This is a genomic window from Rhizobium sp. CFBP 8752 (assembly GCF_014842035.1).
GTDB classification, from domain to species: Bacteria; Pseudomonadota; Alphaproteobacteria; order Rhizobiales; family Rhizobiaceae; genus Neorhizobium; species Neorhizobium soli.
In genome coordinates this window covers 402,507-415,489 of the sequence record NZ_JACYUZ010000001.1, presented here as the reverse complement: position 1 = coordinate 415,489, position 12,983 = coordinate 402,507, and the positions used below count along the sequence as shown (strand labels likewise).

Below are 12,983 nucleotides of genomic sequence, written 5' to 3'. Positions count from 1 at the left end.
GGCTGGATTCCTGTGACAAGCACAGGAATGAGGGTGAATGGGTAGCAATCCTTGAGAGACAACTCACCTCAGCCAATCAACCCCAGTCCAATCAGCGGCTGCCGTAGAGCTTGTCGAGCGTGCCGCCGGAGGCGAAGTGTTCGGATTGGATCTTGGCCCAGCCGCCGAACACATCGTCGACCTTGACGAGGCGGATTTCGGGGAACTGGCTCTTGAACTCGGCCGCGACCTTTTCGTTATGGACGCGGTGGCCGAATTCGGCGGCGATCTTCTGGCCTTCCTCGGTGTAGAGGAATTCCAGATAGGTCTTTGCCAGCGCTTCCGTGCCATGCTTCTTCGCGACCTTGTCGACGACTGCGACCGGGAATTCGGCAAGCAGCGAGACCGACGGAATGACGTTTTCGACCTTGTCCTTGCCGAACTGCTTTTCGATGTTGCGGGTTTCGGCCTCAAAGGTGATCAGCACGTCGCCCTGGCCGCGTTCGACGAAGGTCGTCGTGGCGGCGCGGCCACCGGTATCAAACACCGGAACGTTGTCGAAGATCTTGGTGATATAGGCTTCGATCTTCTCCTGGTCGTCCTTGAACTCTTCCTTCGCCCAGGCTGTTGCCGCGAGATAGGTGTAGCGGGCGTTGCCGGATGTTTTCGGATTCGGGAAGATCGCGTGGACGTCGTCACGGGCGAGATCACCCCAGTCCTTGATATTCTTCGGATTGCCGGCGCGCACAAGGAAGGCCGGGAAGGAATAGAAGGGCGAGGCGTTGTTCGGAAACGCCTTGTTCCAGTCCGCGGCAACAAAACCCTGCTTTGCCAGGAAATCGACGTCGGTCGACTGGTTGAAGGTGACGACGTCAGCCTCGAGCCCCTCGACGATCGAGCGTGCCTGCTTGGACGTACCCGCATGCGACTGATCGATCGTGACGCCCGGATGCGCCTTCACGAAGGCCTCGTTCTCGGCCACGAACAGCTCGCGGGCGACGTCATAGGAAGCGTTGAGCAGTTTCTGCTCCTGCGCAAACGCCGGCTGCACGAAGAGGGCGGCAAGTGCCGTGCCGAGAATAAGAAGGCGGTTCATCAGTGTCTCCGGAATGGGAAGTTGAGGCGACACTACCGGGAGTATCGGTAGACCGCGAGGAACTGCCCTCTCCTGCAGGTGATACACGGAGAAATTTCATCCATTTATCGCAGCATTCGGCGATGGTTTTGCCGGAAGGCGCCAAAGCGCAGTGGATCGCCCCGATCCGGGGCAAAGAGGATACGGCCGTTTTGGGCCGTGAGGACGAAACGGGCAGCATGTTTTTGTTAAGCCCCTGAAAGACAAGCGAAGAAAAATTCGTCGTAGCCTTTTTCATCCTCACGCCTGAAAGCCACGCGATAATGGCGTCGTCATCGGATGGGAAACCGTTTTCGCGAACCGGTCCCCGACGGTTCAGCGCTTCTGAGGACGAAGCTCGGTTTCCGGTGATGGTCGAACGACATGCGGTCTCTCGGGAACTGACATCTCCCGAAAATATCGCAGGAAACTCGATCGGGGCAGGCAGATCATCATCTCCCTCATACCCACGATACCGCTGCCTGCCCCATTCCCGTTTCAACCACGCCGGTTTCGCCGGTGTGGATGGTTTTGCTGCTACATCCGATGATCGGCAAACAGGACCGGGTGGCCCGCCGCAAGGTAGGGAGCAAGATCGGCTTCTGTCACCTCGGCAAGGCTTGCCGGTTGCCAGCGCGGATTGCGGTCCTTGTCGATCACGGCGGCCCGCACGCCCTCGTAGAAATCATGGTGTTTCAGCAGTTCGCAAGCGGCGGTAAATTCCCGCTCCAGGCATTCGACGAGGCTTGAACTGTCACGGCCGAGACGCAGCAGTTTCAGCGTCAGCTTGAGGCTGGTCGGCGAGCGTTTCGACAGAGTCTCGCGGGTTCGGGCGGCGAATTCTCCCGTCTCGCGGCTGAGCGCCGCGAGGATCTCCTCGACCGTATCATGCGCAAAGGTTCGGTCGATTACGTCACGGTTCTGCGCAAGCGTGCCACCTTCGCCAGACACGGCAAAAGCATCGATCACGGCCTGCACTGCCTCAGCCTCTGAGTCTCCAGCAAGCTGCCCGAGTGCGTCGACGAGATCACCCAGCCTCTCTGACGGGACAAGAAAATCTGCCAACCCGGCATGGATCGCATCGGCACCGTCAACCACGTCACCGGTCAGGCCCATCCAGGTTCCCGCCTCGCCGGGCGCCCGGGGCAAAAGCCACGTCGCGCCCACATCCGGCACATAGCCGATCCCGGTTTCAGGCATGGCGAGTTTCGTGCGCTCGGTAACGATGCGGTGGCTCCCATGCGCCGAAATGCCGACACCGCCGCCCATCACAATCCCGTCCATCAGCGCCACATAGGGCTTCTCATAGCGCGAGATGCGATAATTAAACGGCATCTCCTCCCGCCAGAACCGCGTCACCTCGGGGTCGGACGCCCGCCCTGCCTGATGAATGGCCCGGATATCACCCCCCGCACACAGACCACGCTCTCCCTCGCCCCTGATGATCACGCAGGAAATATCGGTATCGGCAGCACAGCGGTCGAGTATCTCATCGAGCGCCCGCACCATGGACAGATTGAGGCTGTTCAGCGCCTTCGGCCGGTTGAGCGAGACCACCGCAGCAGACCCGCGGCGACTGAACAGCACCTCGGCTTCAGTTGCAGGTTGCACTGGATTGGCCATTGTGTCCTCCTCCCTCTACCCCACCCACCCTCATTCCTGTGCTCGTCACAGGGATCCAGCCGACACGCGTCTGCGTGGCGAAAGAGGGTTTGCAGCCCCAAGGACTTGGGGCAGCTGGATCCCTGTGACAAGCACAGGGATGAGGGAGATTATGGCGCTGTCCCACCGGGAAAGCCGCTCACTCCGCCGCCATCGGCATATCATGCTTGTCCTCGAACAGCTCGCCCTGGTTGGCGGGCGTCTCGGACTTGTCGTCTTTCTTCACCTTCGGCTCGCGGCCGAAGAAGAGGGAGTAGCCGGCAGGGAGCACGATGATGGTGAGGACGGTGGCGACGAGGATGCCGCCCATCATGGCATAGGCGAGCGGTCCCCAGAACAGGCCGCGCGAGATCGGGATCAGTGCCAGCACCGCCGTGAGCGCGGTCAGCATGATCGGCCGGAAACGCCTGACGGCGGCGCCTACGATCGCTTCCTGGCGATGCATGCCCGCCGCGATATCCTGGTCGATCTGGTCGATCAGGATGATCGAGTTGCGAATGATGATGCCGAGCAGCGCGATGACGCCGAGGATGGCGACGAAGCCGAACGGTGCACCGGTGATCAGAAGCGCCATTGCAGCGCCGATGATGCCGAGCGGACCGGTCGACAGAACCAGCATCGCCTTGCCGAAATGCTTGAGCTGCATCATCAGGAGCAGCATGATGACAAGCAGCATGATCGGGGCCTTTGCCGCGATCGAGGCCTGGCTTTCGGCCGCATCTTCGGCGCCGCCCTGGATGTCCACGGAATAGCCGGCCGGCAGGGCCGCCCGCAGGTCGGCCATCGAGTTATAGAGGTTTACCGAGGCCTGCGTCGGCTCGACGCCGTCAGGCAGGGTCGCCTTGACGGTAATCGTCGGCAGACGGTCGCGACGCCACTCGATACCCTGTTCGAGGACAGGCTCGACACGGGCCACCTGCGAAGCCGGCACGAAGGTGCCGAGATCTGTCGGAATATAGACCGACTGGACGGCGGCCAGCAGGTTGCGGGTGGCATCCGGCTCGCGCACCACGATCGAAACGGTCTCCTCGCCATCGCGGAAGTCGCTGATCGGAGCGCCTGACGTTGCGGCCTGCAGCATCTGCCGCACCCGCTGCGACGAGACGCCGAGCGCACGGGCACGGTCCTGGTCGATGACGAGCTTCATGCCCGCGACCGGCTCCATCCAGTCGTCGTGAATGGCGCCGAAGTCTGGCTGCTGTTCGTAACGTGCCTTGACCTGGTCGGCGATGCGGCGGACTTCCGCCTTGTCCGGGCCAACGACGCGCATCTGCACGGCCCAGCCCGTGGGCGGGCCGAGGAAGAGACGGTCGACCTTGCCGCGCACCGTCGGGAATTCTTCGGCAAGGATCTTGCGCAGCTTGACGATCATCCGCTCACGCTCTTCAAGACCGTTCGACATGATCAGGAGCTGGGCGTAGTTCGGGTTGCGCAGCTGCTGGTCGAGCGGCAGGAAGAACCGCGGCGCGCCCTCGCCGATATAGGTGGCGACAAAGCTCTTGTCGGGGTCGTTGAGGATCCGGTCTTCGAGCGCCTTTGCCTGGCGTTCCACTTCCTTGATCGCGGTGCCCTCCGGCAGCCACATGTCGACCAGAATTTCTGGTCGCGACGACTGCGGGAAGAAGCTCTGCGGAATGAACTGAAACGACCAGAGACTTGCCGCAAACGCCCCAAGCGTGGCGATAAGCACGATCGCCTTGTGGCGCACGGACCAGCCAACTGCATGGCGCACGCTACGATACATACGGGTATCATAGGCATCGTGATGATCGCCGCTGCCCGCATGACTGCGCTGCTTGAGGATCATGTAGCCGAGCCATGGGGTGAAATAGACGGCCACGAACCAGGATACGACGAGCGCAATGCCGACGACATAGAACAGCGACCGCACATATTCGCCGGCGGTCGAATCCGCGAAGCCGACCGGGATAAAGCCGGCGGTGGTGATCAGCGTCCCGGTCAGCATCGGGAAGGCGGTGGAGGAATAGGCAAAGCTTGCCGCATCGAGCCGCTCGAACCCCTCCTCCAGCTTTCTTTCCATCAACTCGACGACGATCATCGCATCGTCGACGAGCAGTCCAAGCGCGATGATCAGCGCGCCGAGCGAGATACGCTGCAGCTCGATGCCGAGATAGAACATGATGGCAAGCGTTGCCGACAGAACCAGCGGAATGGCGATCGCAATCACGATGCCCGAGCGCCAGCCGATCGAGATCAGCGACACGACCAGCACGATGACCAGCGCTTCGAGAAGCGCCTGCGTGAACTCGCCGACGGCTTCAGTGACGACCTCAGGCTGGTTGGAGATCTGCTCTACCTGGACGCCGACCGGCAGCGTCTCCTCGAAGCGCTTGTAGGTTTCCTCCACCGCATGACCGACGTCGGTCACTTTGTAGCCGTTCGCCATCACCACGCCGAGCTGCACGCTGTCATGGCCGTTGAAGCGGAACTTGCGCTGATACGGGTCCTCGAGACCTTCCTTCACCGTGGCGATATCGCCGAGACGGAAGACCTGGTCGCCGGCGCGCAGCCGCAGCGCCTTGATATCATCTGGCGTGGTCACGCCACCCTCGACCGAGATCCGCACGGAGCGATCGGCGGTTTCCACCGAGCCGGACGCATCGACATCGTTCTGGCCGGCCAGCGCGGTGCTGATGTCATTGACGGTGAGGCCGCGCTCGGCAAGCGCCTGCGACGACACGTCGATGAAGATCTTCTGCGGCTGGTCGCCGAGGATCGTTGCCTTTTCGACGCCGGGCGTGGCCAGCAGCATGTCGCGGGCCTGGATGGCGTATTGCTTCAGCTCCGGATAGCTGTAGCCCTCGCCGGTAATGGCGTTGAGGGTGATATAGGTATCGCCGAACTCGTCGTTGAAATAGGGCCCGTAGATACCGGACGGGAGATCCTGGCGAATGTCGCCGATCTTCTTGCGCACCTGGTAGAAGGCATCTGCAACGTCCTGCGCATTCGTGTCGCCCTTGACCTGGATCGTGGTGATCGAGATGCCGGCGCGGGTGTAGGATTTGACCCAGTCGAGATGCGGGGTTTCCTGCAGCTTGCGCTCGATCTTGTTGACCACCTGGTTCTGCATGTCCTCGATCGAGGCACCCGGCCACTGGGCCTGCACCACCATGACGCGGAAGGTAAAGTCCGGATCTTCCTTCTGGCCCATGTTCATGATGCCAAGCGCACCCATGACGATAATGAGACCGAACAGAAAACGCGCGATGCTGGGATGGCCGATGGCCCAGCGGGACAGGTTGAAACTGCCCTTTTCCTTCTGCTTTTCCAGCGGATTGGCCTGATGATCGGAACTCATGATCTTGATCCTCTAACCGGAAATATCAGGGCTGGACGGAAGCGGTGGACTGGCTCGACACCGAGCCGAAGCGTGTCGCGACCGTTTCCGGCAGCTTCACCTTCATATCGTCCTTCATGAACTGGGTGCCGGCCGAGACGATGAGATCGCCTTCGGCAAGTCCTTCCGAGATGCGCACGCCGTCATCGGAAAAATCCGCCACCTTAACCGGACGCGACGCGACAATTCCCTTGCCGCGATCAACCACCCAGACGATCGGCTGGTCACCCTTCTTGGAAAGCGCTGCAAGCGGAATGGCAAAGGCCTTGACCGCGTTTCCGGCGAAAGTCTCGATCGATGCGGTCATGCCGAGCAGGATCTTCGGGTCGGCGGGAAGGCTCACCCGCACCGCGAACGTGCGTGACTGGGCATCGGCGCTCTGCGCAACTTCACGCACCTTGCCGCCGATCACGAGATCGGCAGACGACCAGATCCGCGCCTTGACCCCGTCGCCCGGCTTGAAATGCGAGACATCCATTTCCGGAACCGCGATCTGGACTTCCTTCTCGCCATCGACGGCGACCGTGACGACGGAGGTGCCGGTGCTCACCACCTGGCCGCGATCGGCGCTGACGGCCGTGACGATACCGTCGCGGTCGGATTTGAGTTCGGAATAGGCAACCTGATTGCGGGCCTTTTCGAGCGCAGACTGCGCTGAATCCCGCTGTGCCAAGGCCTGCTCGCTGCTGAGCTGCGCCTGTTCCAGCTGCGATTTCGACGTGACGTCCTTGGCCGCCAGCGTTTCCGCGCGGCGAAGCGCCAGACCGGAAATCTCGACCTGCTTGGTGGCCGATGCGAGATCGGCTTCGGCGCTGCCGAGATCAAGCTTGTAATCGGTGGAATCGATCCGAGCGAGCACTTCGCCCGGCGTGACGCGGTCGCCTACATCCACAAGCCGCTCGGTGATCTTGCCCGCGACCCTGAAGCCGAGATTCATTTCGGTGCGGGCACGCACGGAACCGGAATAGACGAGCTTGCGGCCCTCATCCGGCGCACCGATCTGCGTCACCTTGACCGGCCGCACGATCTCCGGCGCCTCGGCCTTTTTCTCTTCGGAACATGCCGCGAGCGAAAGAAGCGCCGCAGCGACTGCAACGCCTTTCAAGGCGGAAGAAAAATGACGGGCTGCGACGAAAGACTTTCCTCGGAAAGACATGATCCCACTCCATAAGGCGGGTTACGGTGAGCGCGACAAGCGCAGGTTCTTATTTCAGCGCCCTGAGGGCGAAGTCGACGACATCGGCCGGCGCGGCGCGCCGGGTTTCAAACAGACATTCGGCAATGATCTGCGGGTGACACAGCGTAACCGTGCAATCACAGAGGCATTCTGCGGCAAGCTCAGCGTCCTGTGCGCGGAACTCTCCCATTGCAATCCCCTCCTCGACGAGGCCTGCGACGATCGCTCGAAGCTGCATGATATGGTCTTCGATCACCGACCACTGTTCCTCGATCGCTACGACAACCATCTCGTGGACCTTGTTTTCGTGCAGCAGCGTCTCGACCGTGATGCGGTGCTGCTGCAGAAAATGGTCACGCAGTCGCTCGGTGGCACTGACAGCGCGCTTTGCATTCTCCCAGGCAACGGCTCGGCTCGCCTCGAGCATCCGGTTGGCAAGCGCCTTGTGGATCTCGGATTTCGACCCGAAGAACCGGTAGATATTGGCCGGCGACATGCCGAGATCCTTGGCGATATCGGCCACTGTCGTCTTGGCGTAACCGTAATGCTTGAACAGTCGCTCGGCCGCTTCGAGGATGCGGACCACGTTTTCCTGGCGTGTATCCTCGGGAGTGCTGACGGGAACGTCCATAACGGAATGGCTTTCAATTAACGACTGACGAATTTCATTTTTCGTCACTATTCATCTTTAACCTCATTGTGTCAAGGCACTCGTATTTTTCTGCAATGCAAGGCATGGTGGACCCACTGGCGCCTCGAGACGTAAGCTCGGGGTACATCGCATATTGAGTTTGGGCGGTGGGAAAGTTGAAGACCGTGCAGGAAGGCCATCAGGTATCCCCGTTTAACGAGGAGCGGTATCGGCTTCTGATTGATTCCATCACGGATTACGCGATCTACATGCTGGATCCGAAAGGCCACATCGCCAGCTGGAATCCGGGCGCCCGGCGCTTCAAGGGGTTCGAGGAATCCGAAATCCTCGGCCAGCATTTCTCCAGATTCTATACGGAAGAAGATCGGCTTGACCATCTGCCGGAACGCGCACTGAGGATTGCCGCGGCGGAAGGCCGGTTCGAGAACGAAGGCTGGAGGGTTCGCAAGGACGGCAGCCGTTTCTGGGCGCATGTCATCATCGATCCTATCCGCGACGGCGATGGCCAGCTCCTCGGCTTTGCCAAGGTCACCCGCGATCTCACCGAGCGCAGGAATGCCGAAGCAGACCTGAAACGCAGCGAGCGGCAGTTCGAGGTCCTGGTGCAAGGGGTCAGCGACTACGCGCTCTACATGCTCGATGGCAAGGGCAATGTCAGCAACTGGAACCACGGTGCCGAACGCATCAAGGGCTACCGCGCCGAGGAGATCGTCGGCGAGCATTTTTCGACCTTCTACACGGTGGACGACCGCGCCGCCGGCGAACCGACAAAAAATCTTGCAACGGCCCTGCGGGACGGCCGCTTCGAGGGCGAGGGTTGGCGCCACCGCAAGGACGGCACCCGTTTCTGGGCGCATGTGATCATTGACGCGATCCGCGACGAGACTGGAGAGCTTAAAGGGTTCGCCAAGATCACCCGCGACATCACGGAAAAGGTCGAGGCGCAGAAGGCGCTGACCGTCGCCCGTGAGGATCTGTTCCAGGCGCAGAAACTGGAAGCGATCGGCCAACTGACTGGCGGCATCGCCCATGACTTCAACAACCTGCTGATGGCGGTGCTGGGAAGCCTCGAAATCCTCAAGAAGAGATTGCCGGACGACCCGTCGCTAATGCCGCTTCTGCAAAACGCCATTCAGGGCGCCGAGCGCGGTGCAGCGCTGACGCAGCGCATGCTGGCCTTTTCGAGGCGGCAGGAACTCCACATGGCCCCGATCGGTGTCGCCGGTCTGATCGATGGCATGATGAATTTCTTCGAGCGTTCGCTGAGATCGGACCTCACAATCAGAACCGACATTCCCGACAGCCTGCCCCCGGTTCTAAGTGACGCGGTGCAGCTCGAGAGCGCGCTTCTGAACCTCGTCGTCAATGCCCGTGACGCGATGACAACAGGCGGAACCGTGACGATCACCGCCATTGATGTGCACTTCGCGCAAGGCGACGACAAGCTCCAGCCGGGTCGCTACGTCAAGATCAGCGTTTCCGATACGGGCGAAGGCATGGATCCGGAAACGCTTGCCCGCGCCACCACACCGTTCTTCACCACCAAGGGCGTCGGCAAGGGAACGGGTCTCGGCCTGCCCATGGTGCAGGGCCTGACCGAGCAGTCGGGCGGCCGGCTTTCGATCGACAGCGAAGAGGGCAAGGGAACCACGGTTTCCCTGTTTCTGCCCGTTGCCCGTCTTGAAGACTGCCCGGAGGAGAAGAAGCCCGCCTCGGATCTCCCTGCGGCGCGACCAAAGGAGAGGCTGACGGTGCTCGCCGTCGACGACGACGCGCTGGTGCTGATAAACACATCCCTGATGCTGGAGGATCTCGGCCACACGGTGATCGAAGCCCATAACGGCCGCGAAGCGCTGGCTGCGCTAGCCCGCACGGATACGATCGATCTCGTCGTCACGGACCATTCCATGCCGGGAATGACCGGAAGCGAACTCGCGTCGGAGATCAACCGCCAGTGGCCGGGCCTGCCGGTGGTGCTGGCCACCGGCTATGCCGAACTGCCGCCCGGCGAGGACGACCGCCTGCAACTGCCGCGATTGCCGAAGCCGTTCTCCCAGAACCAGCTGGCGGACGTGATCGCCACCATGCTCGGAAGCGCGAGCTGAACCAACGGCTGTGCGCCGCGTTGTATCTCCTGATGATCCGCAGGTGCCGCGCGAGGGTCGTTTCGCCCTCATCTCCTGCCGGACGCGACGACATCAGGGAGAACGTCACATGGTATTCAAACATCCGCAATTTAACGAAACCGCGCCGGAGATCGAAGTCGAGTTCCCGGCTTACGCCCAGCTGGAAGGCAAGGTCGCCGATGCGCTTGCCTCGGCGGGCGGCATTGATGCAAGCGAAGTGACCGTCACCGTCACCGGAAGCTCCATTGCTCTCGCAGGCCGGGTCGCCGACGCCCGCGAGATCGCCCGCGCCGAGGAAGTGGTCCGCAGCGTCGAAGGCGTGACGGATGTGCGCAACAGCATCACCGCCGAAGCCGGCAGCCATCTCACCTGAGGGTTCGAAAGCCTTCAATGCAAAAAGCCCGGAAGCAGACGCTTCCGGGCTTTTTTGTTGGCTGAGAGCAGGCCGCCTGAGCGACTGCCGCTTAACGCGGCAGCGCGTAGGCGATGACGTAGTCGCCGGGTGTGGTGCCGACCGAGCCGTGGCCGCCTGCGACCATGACGACGAACTGGCGTCCGTCCTCGACCGCGTAGGTCATCGGCGTCGCCTGACCGCCGGCCGGAAGCCGGGCTTCCCACAGCGTCTTGCCGTTCTTCAGGTCATAGGCACGCAGGTAGTTGTCGACGGCGGCACCGAGGAAGGCAACGCCACCCTTGGTGATCATCGGGCCACCGATGCCGGGAACGCCGACCTTGAACGGCAGCGGCAGCGGGGTCATGTCGTGGACAGTACCGTTGCGATGCTTGTAGGCGGTCTTGCCGGTGCGAAGATCGACGCCGGCGACATAACCCCATGGCGGTGCCTGGCAAGGAATGTTCAACGGACCGAGGAACGGACCCATCAACACGCCGTAAGGAGCGCCATCATTGCGGTTGAGACCCTGTTCCGAACCCTTTTCGTCCTGACCCTTCGCCGGGATATCCGCACGCGGAACCAGCTTGGAGGTAAAGGCGAGATAGGTCGGCATGCCGAACATCACCTGGCGTTCGGGATCGACTGCGACGGAGCCCCAGTTGAACGTGCCGAAATTGCCGGGATAGATGATCGAACCGTTGAGCGACGGCGGGGTATAGCGACCCTCGTAGTTATACTGGTGGTACCAGATGCGGCACACCATCTGGTCGAGCATCGAAACGCCCCACATGTCGCTTTCCTTCAGCGGCTCCGGCTTGAAGGAGACGGCCGAGGTGGGCTGGGTCGGCGCGGAAAAGTCTTCCGGAATGGCACCCTTCGGAGCAGGCTCTTCGGTGATCGGGAAGATCGGCTCGCCGGTGCGACGGTCGAGAACGTAGATGTCGCCCTGCTTGGTAGGGCCAACCAGCGCCGGCACCACGGAATTATCCGGGCGCGACAGGTCGATCAGCACCGGCTGCGCCGGCACGTCCATGTCCCAGAGATCGTGATGCACCGTCTGGCGAACCCAACGGTCGGCACCGGTATTGATGTCGAGCGCAACGATCGAGGACGAGTATTTCTCGACGCTTTCCGAACGGTTCATGCCGAGCTGGTCGGGCACCTGGTTGCCGAGCGGAATGTAGACGAGGCCGAGTTCCTCATCGACCGAGAAGACCGACCAGCTGTTGGGCGAATTGGTCGTGTAGGTCTGGCCCTCGGCAATCGGCTGGGTCTGGCTCGGATTGCCCGAATCCCAGTTCCAGATCAATGCGCCGGTGTTGACATCGAAGGCGCGGATGACGCCGGACTGTTCCTGCGTCGAGTAGTTGTCGTTGACGGCGCCGCCGATGATGATCTTGTTGCCGACGATCGCAGGCGGCGATGTGGAATAGTAGTAGCCGGCCGGATTGTGCTGCATGCCGGTTTCCAGACGCAGCGTGCCGTTTTGTGCAAAGGCCGGGCAGACCTGACCGTTGGCCGCATCAAGCGCGATCAGACGGGCATCGGATGTCGGGAGATAGACGCGCTCGGCGCATGCCGAACCCGCGGCTGCCGCCTGGTCCTTGTAATAGCTGACGCCGCGGCAGGTTTGGTGCTGGCGGTCCGGGTTCATGCCGGAATTCGGATCGTAGCGCCATTTCTCCTTGCCGGTCGTAGCATCGAGCGCGATGGCGAGATTGTGCGGCGTGCAGATGTAAAGCGAGCTACCGACCTTGAGCGGCGTGACCTGATAGGTGGTCTCGCCCACGTCGTCCGGCCGCTTTACGTCACCGGTCTGGTAGCGCCAAACTTCCGTGAGGTTGGCAACGTTGTCCACATTGACCTGGTCGAGCGGCGAATAGCGCTGGCCATAGGGCGTGCGGCCATACTGGTGCCATTCGCCATCCGGCACATCACCACCGAGCTTTGGGGCGGCTGCGACCGACTGGTCCGGCAGCTCGCCGCTCTGGTCGTAGGGGTCGAAGAACATCGAGGCGACGGCGACGACCACGGCAATGACCGAGGCGATGGCCAGCGGTACGGCACTGGCGCTGTATTGCATGCCGGATGGGCTGAGAAAGCCGAGCGGCTTGCGGATCCACGGGGTCAGCAGCCAGAAGCCGAGGACGATGATGAGACCGCCGCGCGGGCCGAGCTGCCACCAGTCGAAACCGACTTCCCAAAGCGCCCAGACGAGCGAAACGATGACAATACCGGCATAGACATGCAGTGCCGCGCGTTTCTTAAGGAAAAGCAGAATGGCGGTCAGCACAAAGGCAAGGCCGCAGATGAGATAATAAACACTACCCCCCAGCATGACGAGCTGTCCGCCGCCGATGGCGAGAGCGAGCCCGAGCAGGGTGAAGATGATGGCGGTGATCTTGAGAGCCATGGTGGTTTCCGTTCCGAACTGAAGACGGGCATTATAGGTGGCAAGCCGGACATTCAGCCGGTGTCGCGTGGTAATCTAGCGCTCTCCGGAGATGTTCAAGATACGATA

General features: G+C 61.6%; 8 protein-coding genes. 2 read left to right on the top strand and 6 right to left on the bottom strand.

Features of this window, described 5'->3' with window-relative positions:
• Positions 1-91: 91 nt before the first annotated feature.
• From cysP to IFT59_RS01890, 5 genes are all read right to left on the bottom strand, one after another.
• The gene (gene cysP, locus IFT59_RS01910) at positions 92-1,075 is read right to left on the bottom strand and encodes a thiosulfate ABC transporter substrate-binding protein CysP (RefSeq protein ID WP_192085911.1); all 984 of its coding nucleotides are present in this window, start codon (positions 1,073-1,075) and stop codon (positions 92-94) included.
• 555 nt (positions 1,076-1,630) lie between these two features.
• Complete coding sequence (locus IFT59_RS01905; protein ID WP_197978009.1) at positions 1,631-2,716, bottom strand: enoyl-CoA hydratase/isomerase family protein; 1,086 nt, start codon at positions 2,714-2,716, stop codon at positions 1,631-1,633.
• A gap of 178 nt (positions 2,717-2,894) precedes the next feature.
• A complete protein-coding gene (locus tag IFT59_RS01900) occupies positions 2,895-6,074 on the bottom strand; it encodes an efflux RND transporter permease subunit (protein WP_192085909.1) in 3,180 nt (1,059 codons plus the stop codon).
• Positions 6,075-6,099: 25 nt separating this feature from the next.
• Positions 6,100-7,269 carry an efflux RND transporter periplasmic adaptor subunit gene (locus IFT59_RS01895; RefSeq protein ID WP_192085907.1) on the bottom strand — a complete coding sequence of 390 codons (1,170 nt, stop codon included), beginning with the start codon at positions 7,267-7,269 and terminating at the stop codon, positions 6,100-6,102.
• 49 nt (positions 7,270-7,318) lie between these two features.
• On the bottom strand, positions 7,319-7,921 hold the full coding sequence (locus IFT59_RS01890; protein ID WP_062461428.1) for a TetR/AcrR family transcriptional regulator: 603 nt from the start codon (positions 7,919-7,921) through the stop codon (positions 7,319-7,321).
• A gap of 167 nt (positions 7,922-8,088) precedes the next feature.
• On the opposite strand from IFT59_RS01890, the gene IFT59_RS01885 reads away from it, so the two are divergent.
• Positions 8,089-10,047 (top strand): hybrid sensor histidine kinase/response regulator, encoded by a 1,959-nt coding sequence (locus IFT59_RS01885; RefSeq protein WP_342366069.1) that lies wholly within the window; start codon positions 8,089-8,091, stop codon positions 10,045-10,047.
• A 109-nt stretch (positions 10,048-10,156) separates the two neighbouring features.
• Positions 10,157-10,441 (top strand): BON domain-containing protein, encoded by a 285-nt coding sequence (locus IFT59_RS01880; RefSeq protein ID WP_113111862.1) that lies wholly within the window; start codon positions 10,157-10,159, stop codon positions 10,439-10,441.
• Between the two features lie 91 nt (positions 10,442-10,532).
• Here the strand turns inward: IFT59_RS01880 and IFT59_RS01875 are convergent, their stop codons facing one another.
• Entirely contained in the window at positions 10,533-12,875 is a 2,343-nt protein-coding gene (locus tag IFT59_RS01875) for a glucose/quinate/shikimate family membrane-bound PQQ-dependent dehydrogenase (RefSeq protein ID WP_174197033.1), read from the bottom strand.
• Positions 12,876-12,983: the final 108 nt, after the last annotated feature.